This window comes from Achromobacter pulmonis (genome assembly GCF_021733725.1).
Taxonomy (GTDB): domain Bacteria; phylum Pseudomonadota; class Gammaproteobacteria; order Burkholderiales; family Burkholderiaceae_B; genus Achromobacter; species Achromobacter pulmonis.
Map to the genome: position 1 here is coordinate 2,460,326 of NZ_JAIFOT010000001.1, position 15,676 is coordinate 2,476,001.

Annotated in this window: 18 protein-coding genes and 1 tRNA gene; 9 read left to right on the forward strand and 10 right to left on the reverse strand. The window is 68.1% G+C overall.

Annotated features, from left to right (window positions below; all coding sequences use genetic code 11):
- Window positions 1–29: 29 nt before the first annotated feature.
- Window positions 30–581 (forward strand): hypothetical protein, encoded by a 552-nt coding sequence (locus K2W61_RS11300; protein WP_236755637.1) that lies wholly within the window; start codon window positions 30–32, stop codon window positions 579–581.
- A gap of 5 nt (window positions 582–586) precedes the next feature.
- Here the strand turns inward: K2W61_RS11300 and K2W61_RS11305 are convergent, their stop codons facing one another.
- The 4 genes from K2W61_RS11305 to K2W61_RS11320 form a co-directional block, all read right to left on the reverse strand.
- Window positions 587–1,207: a glutathione S-transferase family protein gene (locus K2W61_RS11305; protein WP_175132943.1), complete on the reverse strand. Its 621-nt coding sequence runs from the start codon at window positions 1,205–1,207 to the stop codon at window positions 587–589.
- Between the two features lie 18 nt (window positions 1,208–1,225).
- Window positions 1,226–1,804, reverse strand: coding sequence for a 1,6-anhydro-N-acetylmuramyl-L-alanine amidase AmpD (gene ampD, locus K2W61_RS11310; RefSeq protein WP_175132942.1), 579 nt, complete (start codon window positions 1,802–1,804; stop codon window positions 1,226–1,228).
- Between the two features lie 134 nt (window positions 1,805–1,938).
- Window positions 1,939–2,205 carry a PP0621 family protein gene (locus K2W61_RS11315; RefSeq protein WP_236755638.1) on the reverse strand — a complete coding sequence of 89 codons (267 nt, stop codon included), beginning with the start codon at window positions 2,203–2,205 and terminating at the stop codon, window positions 1,939–1,941.
- Between the two features lies 1 nt (window position 2,206).
- A complete protein-coding gene (locus tag K2W61_RS11320) occupies window positions 2,207–3,049 on the reverse strand; it encodes a cytochrome C assembly family protein (RefSeq protein ID WP_175132940.1) in 843 nt (280 codons plus the stop codon).
- Between the two features lie 106 nt (window positions 3,050–3,155).
- On the opposite strand from K2W61_RS11320, the gene ffh reads away from it, so the two are divergent.
- On the forward strand, window positions 3,156–4,562 hold the full coding sequence (ffh, locus tag K2W61_RS11325) for a signal recognition particle protein (RefSeq protein WP_006385754.1): 1,407 nt from the start codon (window positions 3,156–3,158) through the stop codon (window positions 4,560–4,562).
- Between the two features lie 179 nt (window positions 4,563–4,741).
- Here the strand turns inward: ffh and lysM are convergent, their stop codons facing one another.
- The 5 genes from lysM to trmB form a co-directional block, all read right to left on the reverse strand.
- Window positions 4,742–5,188: a peptidoglycan-binding protein LysM gene (gene lysM / locus K2W61_RS11330; protein ID WP_175140336.1), complete on the reverse strand. Its 447-nt coding sequence runs from the start codon at window positions 5,186–5,188 to the stop codon at window positions 4,742–4,744.
- A 46-nt stretch (window positions 5,189–5,234) separates the two neighbouring features.
- Window positions 5,235–5,552 carry a hypothetical protein gene (locus tag K2W61_RS11335; RefSeq protein WP_175132938.1) on the reverse strand — a complete coding sequence of 106 codons (318 nt, stop codon included), beginning with the start codon at window positions 5,550–5,552 and terminating at the stop codon, window positions 5,235–5,237.
- Window positions 5,553–5,777: 225 nt separating this feature from the next.
- On the reverse strand, window positions 5,778–5,978 hold the full coding sequence (thiS, locus tag K2W61_RS11340) for a sulfur carrier protein ThiS (RefSeq protein WP_042795329.1): 201 nt from the start codon (window positions 5,976–5,978) through the stop codon (window positions 5,778–5,780).
- A gap of 10 nt (window positions 5,979–5,988) precedes the next feature.
- Window positions 5,989–6,930, reverse strand: coding sequence for a prolyl aminopeptidase (gene pip / locus K2W61_RS11345; RefSeq protein WP_175132937.1), 942 nt, complete (start codon window positions 6,928–6,930; stop codon window positions 5,989–5,991).
- Window positions 6,930–7,730 carry a tRNA (guanosine(46)-N7)-methyltransferase TrmB gene (gene trmB / locus K2W61_RS11350; protein ID WP_236755640.1) on the reverse strand — a complete coding sequence of 267 codons (801 nt, stop codon included), beginning with the start codon at window positions 7,728–7,730 and terminating at the stop codon, window positions 6,930–6,932. Before trmB ends, pip begins: the two co-directional genes overlap by 1 nt.
- 146 nt (window positions 7,731–7,876) lie before the next feature.
- Between trmB and K2W61_RS11355 the strand changes: the two genes are divergently transcribed.
- From K2W61_RS11355 to K2W61_RS11375, 5 genes are all read left to right on the forward strand, one after another.
- Window positions 7,877–8,788 (forward strand): LysR family transcriptional regulator, encoded by a 912-nt coding sequence (locus K2W61_RS11355; protein WP_175140339.1) that lies wholly within the window; start codon window positions 7,877–7,879, stop codon window positions 8,786–8,788.
- A gap of 180 nt (window positions 8,789–8,968) precedes the next feature.
- Window positions 8,969–10,162, forward strand: a complete 1,194-nt coding sequence (locus K2W61_RS11360) for a CaiB/BaiF CoA transferase family protein (protein WP_236755641.1) — start codon at window positions 8,969–8,971, stop codon at window positions 10,160–10,162.
- Window positions 10,163–10,202: 40 nt separating this feature from the next.
- Window positions 10,203–11,165, forward strand: a complete 963-nt coding sequence (locus tag K2W61_RS11365; RefSeq protein WP_236755642.1) for a hydroxymethylglutaryl-CoA lyase — start codon at window positions 10,203–10,205, stop codon at window positions 11,163–11,165.
- A 69-nt stretch (window positions 11,166–11,234) separates the two neighbouring features.
- Window positions 11,235–12,224 carry a Bug family tripartite tricarboxylate transporter substrate binding protein gene (locus K2W61_RS11370; RefSeq protein ID WP_236755643.1) on the forward strand — a complete coding sequence of 330 codons (990 nt, stop codon included), beginning with the start codon at window positions 11,235–11,237 and terminating at the stop codon, window positions 12,222–12,224.
- Window positions 12,225–12,301: 77 nt separating this feature from the next.
- Window positions 12,302–12,375: transfer RNA gene (locus K2W61_RS11375), tRNA-Gly, on the forward strand.
- A 1-nt stretch (window position 12,376) separates the two neighbouring features.
- Here the strand turns inward: K2W61_RS11375 and K2W61_RS11380 are convergent.
- The gene (locus tag K2W61_RS11380; RefSeq protein WP_175132931.1) at window positions 12,377–12,997 is read right to left on the reverse strand and encodes a TetR/AcrR family transcriptional regulator; all 621 of its coding nucleotides are present in this window, start codon (window positions 12,995–12,997) and stop codon (window positions 12,377–12,379) included.
- A gap of 108 nt (window positions 12,998–13,105) precedes the next feature.
- On the opposite strand from K2W61_RS11380, the gene K2W61_RS11385 reads away from it, so the two are divergent.
- Window positions 13,106–14,566, forward strand: a complete 1,461-nt coding sequence (locus K2W61_RS11385) for an amidase (protein WP_236755644.1) — start codon at window positions 13,106–13,108, stop codon at window positions 14,564–14,566.
- A gap of 52 nt (window positions 14,567–14,618) precedes the next feature.
- Window positions 14,619–15,674 carry a DUF72 domain-containing protein gene (locus K2W61_RS11390; RefSeq protein WP_236755645.1) on the forward strand — a complete coding sequence of 352 codons (1,056 nt, stop codon included), beginning with the start codon at window positions 14,619–14,621 and terminating at the stop codon, window positions 15,672–15,674.
- Window positions 15,675–15,676 lie beyond the last annotated feature (2 nt).

Genomic DNA, 15,676 nt, shown 5'->3' on the forward strand with positions numbered 1-15,676 from the left:
GTTCGGACGATTTTCTATCGAGGTGGAACATGGCATTGGGACCGAGAGGGCTGTTCGAAACCCTGGAAGACGGCACCATCATCTACTACGGCAAGATGGGTTGGAACAAGCCCGGCTACATCGTCGAGGAAGCAACCATGAGGGCGATCCAGAGGCTGACTGCGGCGTCGACAGGTACGGCGATTCTGACCATTCCGGCTCTGTTTCGCGCCGGTTTTTTATGGCTGTCGCTGGCGCTGGGGATCATTCTGGTCGCGGTAACTCATATTCAACACAAAAAGCTTGTCAAAGACCTGCCGGTCTCCACGCTCCACTGCACGCCGGGGTTCAGACGGCGGTTTGTTTTGATAAGCCTGGACATGTCCTATTTCGTGCCGGTTTTGGGCCTGATCTTCGTTTGCCCATCGCTTGCGTGGATAGGTTGGAGCAGTCTGGATGACCCCGATATCAAGCCGGTATTGGCGTGGGCGGCATTGGCTGGCGGGGCTTTGGGATGGTTGTTCAGCGCCGCCATGTTGTCCGTCAAGGTCACGATGTCGGTGCGCCGCGTCAGGGCCTGGCTCAAAGCCCGCCGGAAGTGAGGTCCTTACTCCAACGGCAACGTCAACACCCCCTGCGTCGCCGGCCGCATCATCACGCGCCGATACCACGCCGACAGCGCCGGCGTGTCTGGCCGCTCGATCGGCAGCGCCAGCCAGCGGTGCGCCGAGCACACCAGGGCGATGTCGCCCATGGTCAGGTGGCGGCCGGCGATGAACTCGCGGCCTTGCAGCGCCTGGTCCAGGATCCGCGCGCGGGCATTGCTGCGCTTGACCGACAGCTCGATAGCGGCGTGGTCGCGTTTTTCTTCCGGCGTGCGGATCAGTCCCAGGAAGGCCGGGCCCATGGCGCCTTGCCATTCGGTGGTTTGCCAGTCCATCCAGCGGTCGGCGTCGGCGCGCAGACAGACGTCCTCGGGCCACAGGGTGCCGGCGCCGTAGCGGGCGGCCAGGTAGCGCACGATGGCGTTCGATTCCCACAGCACGAAGCCGCCGTCGTCGATGGCGGGCACGGTGCGGTTGGGGTTGATGCTGGCGTACTCGGGCGTGTCGACCACGCCGAACGGGCCGCCGGCCTCGATGAAGGTATGGGGCAGCGCCAGTTCGCGCACCGCCAGCATGACCTTCTGCACATTGACGGACGTCAGCCGTCCCCAGATCTTCAACATAACCATTCCTTGTAGGGGTCAGGCGGGCGGCAACTGCCGCCGCGCAAAGCCGCTGTCGCGCCCGAAGCGCGTCCAGTTGAAAGCGGGCCCCGGGTCGGTCTTGCGGCCGGGGGCGATGTGTTCGTGGCCCCAGGCGGCCGCCAGGGGATAGCGCGCGCGCAGCACCGGCGTCAGTCGGCGCAGCGTCAGGTACTGTTCGTCAGTGTAGGGCAGGGTGTCGGTGCCTTCCAGTTCGATGCCGATGGAGAAGTCGTTGCAGCGCTCTCGGCCGGCGAAGCGCGAGACGCCGGCATGCCAGGCGCGCGCGTCGGTGGAGACAAACTGCACGATGCGGCCGTCGCGGCGGATGAAGAAATGCGCCGACACCCGCAGGCCGCGCAGGCGTTCCAGCCAGGGATGCGAGCCGTGATCCAGCGTGTTCAGGAACAGGCCGGCCACTTCGGGGCCGCCGAACCGCCCAGGGGGCAGGCTGATGTTGTGCAGGACCAGCAGCGACACCTGGGCATCCCGCGGACGCGCATCGCAGTTGGGGGAGGGCTGTCGGGAAACACCCGGGGCCGGCGCCAGCCAGCCATGTCGATCCAGAAGCAGAGGCATGGGACGAAAGCAGGTTGGTATCCAACATGCATTATGCCGTGCCTTGGAAGGAGGGACGGGTGGAGGGCCGATAAGGGCTCTCCGGGCGCGGTGTGGGCGGCGCCCGGAGAGCCCTGGCGCGGCCGCGTGTCCGCCTACTTCGCCGCCGGTCCCAGCCGGGCGTGTTCCTGGCTGCACCAGGTCTGGCCGCCCAGCAGCAGGGCTTCGGAGCGCGGCAGGTGGATGCCGCAGTGGGCGCAGCGAACCATGGCCTCGGGGGCGCCGGCGGCGGGCGGGCTGGCCTTGGCGCGGGGCTTGGCGGCGGCGGGGGAATCCTGGCGGGCGGCGGCCATGCGGCCGGCGATGCGCGCCACGAACAGCACGCCGATGATGATGACGATCCAGAACAGCAGTTTGCCCACGTCAGCCTCGATGCAGAATGACTTCCAGCACGAACCGGCTGCCGGTGTAGGCCAGGATCAGGAAACCGAACCCGGTGAGGGTCCAGCGCAGCGCCACGCGTCCGCGCCAGCCCCAGATATGGCGGCCAGCCAGCAGCACGCCGAAAGTCAGCCAGGACAGCAGCGTGAAGACGGTCTTGTGGTCGAAGGGCAGGATCTGGCCGGTGAGCTTCATGGAGGCGATCGAGCCTGAACCCACGGCCAGCGTCAGCACCACGAAGCCGATCCAGATGATGCGGAACAGCAGTTGTTCCTGCACCAGCAGCGGCGGCTGCGAGTCCAGCACGCGGCCGATGATGCTGCGTTCGGCGGGGGCGTCCAGGGGGCGGTGCAGGTGGCGGTCGAGCAGCGCCATCAGCATGGCGTGCAGGGCGGCGATGGTGATCAGGCCGTAGGCGGCCAGGGCGATCAGCAAGTGCACGCGCAGCCAGGCGTTGTCGGCGTGGGGTACGAACTGGCCCTGGGGGAACAGGGCGGCCAGGCCGCTGGCCAGGGTGGCGGCCGGCAGCAGCAGCAATTGCAGGCCGTCGATGCGCACCAGCAGGCTTTCGAGCCAGAAGACGACCATGCCCAGCCAGATCGCGGCTGACAGGGCCAGCGCCCACCCGATGAACAGGTGGGGCGCTCCCAGCATGGATTGTTGCAGCCCGATGCCTTGGAGAACCAGGGCCCCCAGCAGGCACAGGCGGGCGACCTTGCCCGTCTGCTCGACTTCCCCGGCGCCCGCCAGGCGGATCCAGAGGGACCCTCCCAGCACGGCATACGCCAAGGCGGCCGCTGTGTGAAATACAATGCCAAGTGACATAGAAACCGTTGTCTGGATGGGGCCTGGGGGCGCATGCCGCCCGACAGCGCGCAATCCGCGCCTGCGGCCACCGTTCAATCAACTAGTTTAAGCGGAAACGCCTCTCATGCTCGATAACCTAACTCAACGCCTGTCGCGCGTCGTCAAGACGCTGCGCGGCGAAGCCCGCCTGACCGAGGCCAACACCCAGGAAATGCTGCGCGAAGTGCGCATGGCCCTGCTGGAAGCCGACGTGGCGCTGCCCGTGGTGCGCGATTTTGTCGCCCGGGTCAAGGAAAAGGCGCTGGGCGAAGAAGTCGCCGGCAGCCTCAGCCCCGGCCAGGCCCTGGTCGGCGTGGTTCACAAGGAACTGACCGCCCTCATGGGCGGCGACCTGGGCGCCGATTCCGGCGAACTGTCGCTGGCGGTGCAGCCGCCCGCCGTGATCCTGATGGCCGGCCTGCAGGGCGCGGGCAAGACCACCACCACCGGCAAGCTGGCCCGCTGGCTGAGCGAAGGCCAGCACACCCAGCACGGCCGCAAGACCGGCAAGAAGAAAGTGCTGGTGGTGTCGGCCGACGTCTACCGCCCGGCGGCCATCGACCAGTTGAAGAGCGTGGCGGCGCAGGTCGGCGTCGATTTCCTGCCGTCCGACCCCAGCCAGAAGCCCGAGGACATCGCCCGCAACGCGGTCGACCATGCCCGCCGCCACCACTACGACGTGCTGATCCTGGACACGGCCGGTCGCCTGGGCATCGACGAGGCCATGATGCGCGAGATCCGCGCGCTGCATGATCTGGTCAAGCCGGTCGAAACGCTGTTCGTGGTCGACGCCATGCAGGGCCAGGACGCGGTCAACACCGCCCGCGCCTTCGCCGAGGCGCTGCCGCTGACCGGCGTGGTGCTGACCAAGCTGGATGGCGACGCCCGCGGCGGCGCGGCCCTGTCGGTGCGCCACGTCACCGGCAAGCCGCTCAAGTTCGTCGGCGTCTCGGAAAAGCTCGACGGCCTGGAGCCGTTCTATCCCGAGCGCATGGCGCAGCGCGTGCTGGGCATGGGTGACATCGTCTCGCTGGTCGAGCAGGCCCAGAAGAACATCGACATCGCCGAGGCCCAGAAGCTGGCGGCCAAGATCAAGTCGGGCAACAAGTTCGACCTGAACGACTTCCGCGACCAGCTCGGCCAGGTCAAGAAGCTGGGCGACATGGGTTCGCTGCTGGAAAAGCTGCCGGCCCAGTTCCAGCAGGCCGCCGGCCAGTTGCAGGGCGGCCAGGCCGAAAAGCAGCTGCGCCGCACCGAGGGCATCCTCAATTCCATGACGGCCGCCGAGCGCGCCAAACCGGAACTCATCAAGGCTTCGCGCAAGCGCCGCATCGCGGCCGGTTCGGGCGTGCCGGTACAGGAAGTCAACCGCCTGCTGGCCCAGTTCGAGCAGATGCAGGGCATGATGAAGCAGATGAAGAAGGGCGGCATGGCCAAGATGATGCGTGCCATGGGCGGCATGAAGGGCATGGGCCGCTTCATGAAGGGCTGAGCGGCACGCGGGTACCCGGCGGCAGGGCTCGCTCGGGCCTGCCGCCGGGTACCCGCTGGCCTGCGCCCCGGAATCATCACCAAAAAAATGGCCAGGCATTGCGCCTGGCCAAATCATCGCGGCTGGCAGGGGGTTCTGCGCCGCGATACGGGCCCGCAAGGGCCCATTCCGTTTGTTGCTTACGACAGCGGCGGGATGCGCAGCACCTGGCCGGGATAGATCTTGTCGGGGCTGGTCAGCATCGGCTTGTTGGCCTCGAAGATCAGGGTGTTCTTGGCGCCCTGGCCCTTGCCGTATTGCGCTTCGGCGATCTTCCACAGGTTGTCGCCCTTCTGCACCGTGTACATCTTGGCCTCGGGCGCGGCCTGCTTGACCTGCAACTGGTTGTCCACAGCGGCCACGCCGACGGTATTGCCCAGCGCCAGCGCGATTTTCTCGGCGGCTTCGGTGTTGGCGGCCTCGCCCGTGACGGTGACCTTGTCGCCATCGACCGAGATCTGCAGGCCATCCGCGTTCAGGCCGTGCTTGTCGAGCTCTTTCTTCAGTTCATCGGGCGTTGCCGCCTTGGCTTCGCTGGCACCGAAGAGTTTTTCTCCAACGTCCTTGATGAAATTGAGCAGACCCATCGTGTTTCCTTTATCTATGTTGCGGTGAGAAAAAGAGCGATGCATGTCAGGGCGCGCGGCCCGTGAACATCTTGCGTACGATGCCGGCGATGAGCGTCAGCACGGCGCCGCCGACGCCGCCGCCGACCACGCTGCCGGCAATCGCGGAAAGGTCGAGCGCGCCGTTGCCCGCCGCGACGGCGCCGGCGCCGGCCGTGATCATCGGCGCCAGCCATGAGCCGCCGGCCAGGCCGCCGATCGCGCCGGCGATGGTGTTGCCCAGAGGCCCCAGGTTGAACTGCTGAAGCATTTTTCCCAGGCCGTTGCCGCCGGCGGCGCCGGCGACAAGCTGGATGATGAGGTTGATGATGACGGCGGTGTTCATGGTGCCTCCTCAGCCCCACAGGGCATTGTGCAACGTTAGAACAACAACACGACAACCTGACGACGGCAACGCCAGCACCAACGATTATGACTCGCCCCGTCGCCGCCAGACGAGGGGTTAACGTGTAACAGGTTGCTAGTCCCTCGTCAGATTCATGCAAAAAGGGCTGCATTGCTGCAGCCCTTTTTGCGATATTCGCGCGTTCGCGGAGAGGGCGAGATTCCCTCAGCCCCCGCCCACCGCGACCACGATCTCGATCTGGTCGCCGTCGGTCAGCGCGGTCTGCGCGTGCTGGCTCTTGGGCACGATTTCGCCGTTGCGTTCCACCGCGACGCGCTTGCCGGCATAGCCCAGCGTTTCGAGCAGTTCGTTCACCGTGGTGTCGAGCGGGAATTCACGGGCGTCGCCGTTCAGGGTGATGTGCATGTCGGTCTCCTCAGCGTTTGGCGTAGGCGTCGGTGGCGGCGATCAGGCGCGCCAGCGTGCCGGGTTCGTCGAAGGCGTGGCCCGCATCGGGCACCAGGTGGAATTCGGCCTCGGGCCAGGCGCGATGCAGGTCCCAGGCGCTGCGCGCGGGGGTGCAGGCGTCATAGCGGCCCTGCACGATGGTGCCGGGGATGCCGCGCAGCTTGTGGGCGTCGCGGATCAACTGGCCTTCTTCCATGAAGCCGGCGTGCGTGAAATAGTGGTTCTCGATGCGGGCGAAGGCCAGCGCGGCGCGGTCGGCGGCGTGGCTTTGCTGGTGGCGCGGGCTGGGCAGCAGCGTGATGGTGCTGTCTTCCCACTTGCTCCAGGCCTTGGCGGCGCGCAGTTGCTCGGCCGGATCGTCGCTCGTCAGGCGCTTGCGATAGGCCGCCACCAGATCGCCGCGCTCGGCTTCGGGGATGGGCGCCAGGTATTCTTCCCAGTGATCGGGAAACAGCCAGGACGCGCCTTCCTGGTAGAACCACTGCACCTCGGCGCGGCGCAGCGTGAAGATGCCGCGCACCACCAGTTCGCTGACGTGCCCCGGATGCGTTTCGGCATAGGCCAGCGCCAGCGTCGAACCCCATGAGCCGCCGAACACCAGCCACTGGTCGGCGCCCATGACTTCGGTGCGCAGGCGCTCGATGTCGGCCACCAGGTGCCAGGTGGTGTTGTTGTCCAGGCTGGCGTGCGGCGTCGAACGGCCGCAGCCGCGCTGGTCGAACAGCAGCACGTTGTAGCGCCGCGGGTCGAACAGTTGGCGATGCACCGGCGAGCAGCCGCTGCCGGGGCCGCCGTGCAGGAATACCGCCGGCTTGCCCTGCGGATTGCCGCAGAGTTCCCAATACACCTGGTGACCGTCGCCGGTCTCCAGCATGCCGTGGCGATAGGGTTCGATCGCGGGGTAGAGCATCAGGCGACTCGCTTGAAGATCAGGTCCCAGACGCCGTGGCCCAATCGCAGGCCGCGCGTCTCGAATTTGGTCAGGGGGCGGTAGTCGGGGCGCGGCGCGTAGCCGTCCACCGTGTTTTTCAACTGCGGTTCGTTGCCCAGCACGTCGAGCATCTGCACCGCGTAGTCTTCCCAGTCGGTGGCGCAATGGATGTAGCCGCCCGGCGCGATGCGGCTGGCCAGCAGCGCGATGAACGGCGGCTGGACCAGGCGGCGCTTATGGTGGCGCTTCTTGGGCCAGGGGTCGGGAAAGTAGATGTGGACGCCGGCCAGCGAGTCCGGCGCGATCATGTCACGCACGACCTCGACCGCGTCGTGCTGGATGATGCGCAGGTTGGGGATGCTGGAATCCTCGATGCGGCGCAGCAGCGAGCCGACGCCGGCATTGAACACCTCCACGCCGAGGAAGTTGTCGCCGGGACGCGCCAGCGCAATCTTTTCGGTGGTCTCACCCATGCCGAAACCGATTTCCAGCACCGTCGGCGCCGCGCGGCCGAAGGCGGCGGCCGGGTCCAGGCGCCGGGCGGCGTAGGGGATCGACCACTTGCCCAGCAGTTGTTCCAACGCGGCCTGCTGGCCCTGCGTGATGTGGCCGCGGCGGTGCACGAAGCTGCGGATGTGGGTGGCGCCGGGGCTGTTGGGGGCATGCGCGGTGCTGGCCAGCGCGGCTTCGGTCTGGGGGGAAACCGACGCGGGCGCGTCGGCGTTGCCGGGTATTGCGGGGGTGTTCACGGGCGGATTCGCAGAGCGGTTCGTTGTCATAGGCGGGATTGTAGTGGCAGCCCCGGCGGGCCGCCGTCCGCCTGGGGGATTAAATAGGGACTTATTACCGTGCACCCAACGGGGCCGGCGCGGGCGGCCCGCGCTATAGTGCAGCCGCGGCGCCCGCCTGGCGCCATCCGTCCGCCATGAATATCGCCCGCATCGACCTCGTCACGCTCTCGCTTTTCGTCTCGGTGGCCCGCCAGGGCAGCATCTCGGCCGGCGCGCGCCAGTCGCACCTGGCGGTGGGGGCGGCCAGCAAGCGGATCTCGGATCTGGAGGCCGCGCTGGATACCCAGCTGCTGTATCGCAATGCGGCTGGTGTCGAGCTGACCGAGGCCGGCCAGGCCTGCCTGGTCCATGCCCTGCGGGTGCTGCAGGAGGTGGAGCAGATGGCGGGCACCCTGTCCGATTTTGCCCGGGGGGTGCGCGGGCAGGTGCGCATCGCCGCCAATACCTCGTCGCTGACCCAGTTCCTGCCGGAAGACCTGGCGTCGTTCATGGAAGCGCACCCGGCCGTGCGCATCGACCTGGAAGAGCAGAACAGCAGCGACATCGTCACCGCCGTGCTGGAGAACCGCGCCGATATCGGCGTGTTCGCCGATCGCACGCCCGCGACGGGGCTGGCGACCGTGCCGTACCGGCTCGACGAGTTGGTGCTGATCGTGCCGCAGCGCCATCCGCTGGCGCGCCAGGCCAGCGTGGCGTTCGCCGATACCCTGGCCTACGATTACGTCGGCCTGCCGCCGGCCACGTCCCTGGCCACCCGCCTGGCCGATGAAAGCGGCCGGCTGGGCCGCGACATGCGGCTGCGCATCCAGGTGCGCAGCTTCGACGCCATCTGCCGCATGGTGGCCGCCACGCGCGGGGTCGGCATCCTGCCGCGCCTGGCGGCCGAGCCGCATGCGCGCTCCATGCCCATCCGCCTGATTCCCCTGGCCGACGACTGGGCGCGCCGTTGGCTGCTGCTCGGGGTGCGCGATGCCGATGCGCTGCCGGTGGCGGCGCGGCTGCTGCTGGCGCATCTGCGCGGCGCGCAGGACCCGGGCACGACCTAAGCTCAGGCCCCACGACAAAGAGGCGCCTTGCACTGGCCGGTAATCGGACGCCGGGGCCGCCGCTGCCGCGCCGGGCTTTCTCGATCCGGGAATGCCCCCTTCCCGAATCGTCCATTCCGCCACCGCGGGCGATGGCGCACACTGCCGGCCATCATCGGTTGGATGCGCCCGGGAGGCGACATGGCAGGGCAGATACTCGCCGGCATACGCGTGCTGGAACTCGGACAACTCATCGCGGGGCCGTTCGCCGCCAAGACGCTGGCGGATTTCGGCGCGCAGGTCGTCAAGATCGAGCCGCCGGGGCAGGGCGATCCGCTGCGCAAATGGCGCCTGCTGCACGAGGGCACCTCGGTATGGTGGGAGGCCCAGTCGCGCAACAAGCAATCCGTCTGCGTCGACCTGCGCCAGCCCGAGGGCCAGGACATCGTGCGCCAGTTGGCGGCCGAGGCCGACGTGCTGATCGAGAATTTCCGTCCCGGCACGATGGAGAAGTGGGGCTTGTCGTGGGAGACGCTGCACGCGCTGAACCCGCGCCTGATCATGCTGCGCATTTCGGGCTATGGCCAGACCGGTCCCAAGGCGCGCGAGCCGGGCTTTGCCGCCATCGGCGAAGCCATGGCCGGGCTGCGCTACCTGAACGGCGAGCCGGGCCGCGCGCCGGTGCGCGCCGGCCTGTCGCTGGGCGACACCATCGCCGGCCTGCATGGCGCGCTGGGGGTGCTGCTGGCCCTGTACCAGCGCGATGCCCGGGGCGGCCAGGGGCAGGTGATCGACGCGGCGCTGTACGAGAGCCTGTTCAATCTCAGCGAAAGCCTGCTGCCGGAATATTCCGTGTTCGGCGCCGTGCGCGAGCCGGCCGGCGCCTCGCTGCCCGGCATTGCGCCGTCCAACGCCTATCGGTGCCGCGATGGCTATGTATTGATCGCCGGCAATGGCGACGCCATCTACACCCGCCTGATGGCCCGCATCGGCCGCGACGACCTGGGCCGCGATCCTGAACTGGCGCACAACGATGGCCGCGCCCGCCGCGTGGCCGAGATCGACCAGGCCATCGGCGCCTGGACCGGCGAGCGCGGCATCGACGAGGTGTTGCAGGCGATGCGCGAAGCCGACGTGCCGGCGGGTCGCATTTATTCCGTGGCCGACATCGCCCATGATCCGCATTACCAGGCGCGCGGGGCCATCACCCGCCTGCAGGCCGCCAGCGGCATCGCCGTGGACATGCCGGCCGTGTTTCCGTGCCTGTCGGCCAACCCTGGCGCGGTGCGCGAGCGCGCGCCGACGCTGGGCGAGCACACCGACGCGGTGCTGGCGTCGGCCGGGCTGAGCCCGGAACAGCGCGAGGCGCTGCGGGCGCGCGGGGTGATCGCATGAGCCACTTCAATTTGCGCTGCCCGGCAGCGAGGATGCAGCCATGAACACCGGTTCCCCCGTCCTGGAAATCAACGAGGTCGGCCCGCGCGACGGCTTGCAGATCGAAGCGCGCATGGTGCCCACCGAAGACAAGATCGCCTTCATCGACGCGCTGTCCGAGTGCGGTTTCGCCCGCATCGAAGTCACCAGCTTCACCTCGCCCAAGGCGATTCCGGCGCTGGCCGATGCCGCCGCCGTGATGCAGGGCATCCGCCGCCGGCCCGGCGTGATCTACACCGCGCTGGTGCCGAACATCCGCGGCCTGGAGCGGGCGCTGGAAGCCGGGGTTGACGAGATGAACCTGGTCATGTCGTGCAGCGAGACGCATAACCGCGCCAACCTGCGCATGACCCGCCAGCAGTCGTTCGACGAACTCAGCCAGGTGCTGGTCGCCGCCGCGCGCGCCGGCGCGCCTTGCAACGTGTCGCTATCGACCGCATTCGGCTGCCCCTTCGATGGCGATGTGCCGACGGCGCAGGTGCTGGACCTGGCAGCCCGTCTGGTGGATGCCGGGGCCCGCGGCATCACGCTGTGCGACACCACCGGCATGGCTTATCCCACCCAGGTCGGCGCGCTGTGCGCCGCCGCCGCGCAGCGCCTGCCGGGCACGGCGCTCACCGCCCACCTGCACAATACGCGCGGCATGGCGCTGGCCAATGCCGTCACGGCGTGGCAGGCCGGCATCACCCGTTTCGATGCCGCCGCCGGCGGCCTGGGCGGCTGTCCCTACGCGCCCGGCGCCAGCGGCAACGTCAACACCGAGGAGCTGGTCCACATGTTCGAGTGCATGGGCGTGCGGACGGGCGTGTCGCTGGAACCGTTGCTCGCCATCCTGCGCGGATTGCCCGCGCTGGTCGGCCGCGAACTGTCCACGGCGCTGCTGCGCGCCGGGCCGCGCCTGGCCGCGCATCCGCCGCCCGCCTGGCTGGCGGAACGTTTCGGCGCCGCGCCGCCGGCGGCATAGCTTTTTTCCGATTCACACCACGCGCCCGCCCGCGGGCGCTTCCTACAAAAACAGCAAGGAGACAACCGCATGACCGCTTTCCGTCCCGTTCCCGTTCTACGCGCCTGCGCCGCCGTCGCGCTGGGCCTGGCCGCCACCGGCACCGCGCACGCGCAGGCGGATTTTCCCAACCGTCCGATCACGCTGATCGTATCGGCCGCGCCCGGCGGCACCACCGACATCGCCGCCCGCCTCATCGCGCAGCCGCTGGGCGCCGCCCTGGGCCAGAGTGTCGTGGTCGAGAACAAGCCCGGCGCCTCGGGCGGCATCGCCGCCCAGGCGGTGGCCCGCGCCAAGCCTGACGGCTACACGCTGCTGTTGCAATACTCGGGCTTCCAGGTCATTACGCCGCACGTCACGCCGACCTCCGGCTGGGACCCGATCAAGGACTTTGCTCCCGTCGCCAATGTGCTGTCCGCGCCGCAGGTCGTGGTGGTGCGCCCGGACTTGCCGATCAAATCCCTGAAGGAGCTGGTCGCGTACGCCAAGGCGAATCCGGGCAAGCTCAACTACGCCTCGTCCGGCAACGGTTCATTGCAGCAGGTCGCCACCGAGCTGCTCAACCAGATGGCCGGCACGCAAATCACGCACATCCCGTACAAGGGCACCGGCCCCGCGCTGAACGACCTGTTGGGCGGCGCCGTCGACATGACCATCACCACGCCGCCGCCGCTGCTGGGCCAGATCGCCGCCGGCAAGCTGCGCGCGCTGGCAGTCACCGGCAGCACGCGCCTGGCGTCGCTGCCGGACGTGCCCACCGCCGCCGAAGCCGGCTATCCCGATCTGATTGTCTCGTCCTGGTTCGCCATGTACGCGCCCAAGGACACGCCCGCGCCGGTGGTGGACAAGATCGCCGGTGAAATCCAGAAGATCATGCAGACCGATGCCTTCCGCAAGAAGGCGGCCGAGCAGGGCGCCGAGGCGGAATTCATGGGGCCGAAGACGCTGGGCGCCTACACCCAGTCCGAACTTGAGCGCTGGGGCAAGGTGGTGAAGGCGGCGGGCATCAAGGCCAACTGACCGCGGCAGCCGGGGAGAAAAACCCAGGCTATAATCTTCGCCTCTGCCCCGGTTTTACGCCGGGGCACGACACCCGAGCGGGTGTAGTTCAATGGTAGAACGGCAGCTTCCCAAGCTTCATACGAGGGTTCGATTCCCTTCACCCGCTCCATTCACCGACGACCAGCCGTAGCCTGCCGCGCGATGACGGCATCGACGATCCGCCGCAACTGCCGGTCGGCGTCGCGGATTGACCGGTTCTGCGCGGACACCTGCGCGCCCTCGAATATGAACGTGAGTTCGCTTGCCGTGTCTTCCGGCGACGCCAGGCCCGCCCGCTCGCACAGGCTGGCCAGCCGCCGCCATTGCCGCGCCTTGTGTTCCTCGATCAGTTTGCGGCCGGGATGTTCCGGATCGGGCAGCTCCGCGATCGAGTTGATGAACGCGCAGCCGCGGTGCGACCAGGCTCGCGCTTCGTCCGAAAAATAGGTGACCCACCCAAGGATCTGCGCGCGGGGATCGTCCGGATGGGCGGCCTCGATGGCATCGAGCGCGCGCCAGTAGTCGTCGATCACCTGGCGCAGCCATTCGGTCACCAGCACATCTTTTGATTGGAAATGGCGGTAGATCGCCATCTTCGTCGTGTTGCCGCGGGCGGCGATGGCATCGACGCCGGTCGCCCGGATGCCATCGTTGTAGAACAGCTCGCCGGCCGCCGCGAGCACGCGTTCGCGCGGCGCGGGAGTGGGGGCGGGCACGGCCTCGTTCTGGTTGTCGCTCTGTTTTCTTGTCATGGGTTCTTGACGACGATACCGATCGGTATCATCATTCGGATTCCGTTGATACTGATCAGTATCACTCAGTGGCGATTCTATGCCACCCCTGGTCGATAGGAAACAGTCATGAAGCTCTCAGAGTACGTGCAATACGACGCGGTCGGGCTTGGCGGCCTCATCGCGCAAGGCGAGGTGAGTCCCCGGGAGCTTGCCGACACGGCGCTTGGCGCGTGCGCGCGGATCAATCCGCGCATCAACGCGGTGATCGAAAGCTGGTCGCCGGACCTGGCCGACGTTGACGCCGCGAGGGACAGAAATTCGCCTCTGGCGGGCGTCCCCTTCCTGATCAAGGATGTGGGGGTCGCGATGGCCGGCAGGAAAAACGAGTTCGGCAGCAGGCTGGCGCAAGGCTTCACGGCCGCGGCCGATTCGCTGCTGATGCGGCGCTTTCGCGAGGCCGGGCTGGTGACCCTGGGGCGCACCGCGACGCCAGAGTTCGCCTGGAGCGGCACGACCGCATCCACGCTGTGCGGCCCGACGCGCAACCCCTGGAATGTGGCCCATGGCGCGGGCGGATCGAGCGGCGGCGCCGCGGCGGCGGTTGCCGCCGGCATCGCGCCGTTGGCCCATGCCACCGACGCGGCCGGCTCGATCCGCATTCCCTCGGCGGCTTGCGGCGTGTTCGGGCTCAAACCGACGCGCGGCCGCGTGTCCAATGGGTCCGGGCTGGAAGAGGCCATCAACGGCCTGGCGGCGCAGCTCGGCGTCAGCCGTTCGGTCCGTGACAGCGCCGCGCTGCTGGACGCGGTGCACGGCGCGGCCGATGGCGAGCCGTATGCGATTGCGCCGCCGGTTGGCCGTTACCTGGCGCAAGTCGGCATCGAGCCCGGCAAGCTGCGCATCGGCGTCATGCCGCAGGCCTGGGGAGGCCAGCGCACCCAGGCGCCCATCCTGGAGCGCCTCGCCGAGGCGGTGCGGCTGTGCGCCTCGCTCGGCCACGAGGTCGAAGAGGCCGAGGCGCCGCTGGGCGTCAGTTGGGAGGCGTTCGTGCATGCCAGCTCGGTGCTGTGGTCCGCCAACATCGCCGCATGGATCGACGGCATCGCGGGCGCCACGGGGCGCCAGCCCGACCTGGCAACCCTGGAGCCGCAGACGCTTGCGGTCTATCGGACGGGGCGCTCGATCGGCGCCATCGAGATGCTCCATGCCCTCGATCTGCGCAATGCCGTGACCCGCGGCGTGGCGGCGTTCTTCTCGCGCTACGACCTGCTGTTGACCCCCACGTTGCCCGACCTGGCTCCGGCCTTGGGGACCTATGCCGTCGGCGCAGACACGATGGACGGCCACCAATGGACCGACCGCGTCTTTGGCCGTTCGCCGTTCACCCCGGTTTTCAACGCCGCCGGACTGCCGGCCATGTCGGTGCCGTTGTTCCAGGACGCCGCGACCGGCCTGCCGATTGGCATGCAGTTCGTTGCGCCGGCCGGCCGCGAGGATGTGCTGTTCCGGGTGGCCGGCCAGCTGGAGCGCAGCCTGCCTTGGGCGGCACGGCAGCCAGGCGAGTGGGTGTCGACGGGGAACGATTGAGCCGGCGCGATTCAAGTACCCTATAGCCCATCCCCGTGCCAGAACCCCACGTATGCAAGACGATCTTTTCGGCGATGCGCTACCCTTGCCGCCGGCCAACACGCCGGATCATGCCAAGTCTCGTGCCAATCCCGATCTTTCCGCCCTTCGCGGCATGGCCAGGGTGCTGCCCGCTCCCGCGGGGCAGGAATGGCGCGCGCTCGCGGGCCAGTTGCCGGCGCCGTTGCGCTTTGGCGTCTCCACCTGGTCATACCCCGGCTGGGAAGGGCTGGTCTGGGACGGCGAATACGATTCGAGCACGCTGTCCCGGCATGGCCTGGGCGCCTACCACCGGCATCCGCTTTTGCGCACGGTTTGCGTGGACCGGACTTTCTGGCAGCCGTTGACGGCGAGCCAGTATGCCGGTTACGCGGGACAGGTCGACGATGATTTCCGGTTCGTCGTCAAATGCCCCTCCAGCATTACCGACGCCCAGGTGCGTGGCGAAGAAGGCAGGACGCGCGAGGCCAACCCGGTCTTCCTCGATCCGTCGCTAGCGGTCCAGGAATTCGTGCGCCCGGCGCTGGAAGGCCTGGGGGCCAAGCTCGGGGTCCTGGTGTTCCAGCTGAGTCCGCTGCCGCTGGGCTGGCTGAGTCGCTCGGCATCGCTGTTCGAGAAACTGGGGCACATGCTGGCGGCCGTGCGGGAGGCATTGTCCGCACATGAGGCCGTGATCGTCGCGGTGGAAGTACGCGACCCGGAACTGTTGGGCCAGGCGATGGTTGACACGCTCAAGGCGCATGGGGCCACTTTCTGTCTGGGGCTGCATGGCAAGATGCCGCCGATCGACGCGCAACTGCCGATGCTGCGCGCGCTGTGGCCGGGGCCGCTGGTCTGCCGCTGGAACCTGAACCGCGTTTTCGGCCCCTATGGCTATGCCGATGCGCAGAAGAAGCATGATCCGTTCAATGCCCTGCTCAGCGAGGATATCCCCACGCGCACGGTGCTGGCGCGCACGATCCGCGGCATCACGGGCGCGGGCCAGCCGGCCTACGTGACGGTCAGCAACGATGCCGAGGGCTGCGCGCCGCTGTCCATCCTGAAACTGGCCCAGGCCATTGCGGGGTAGGG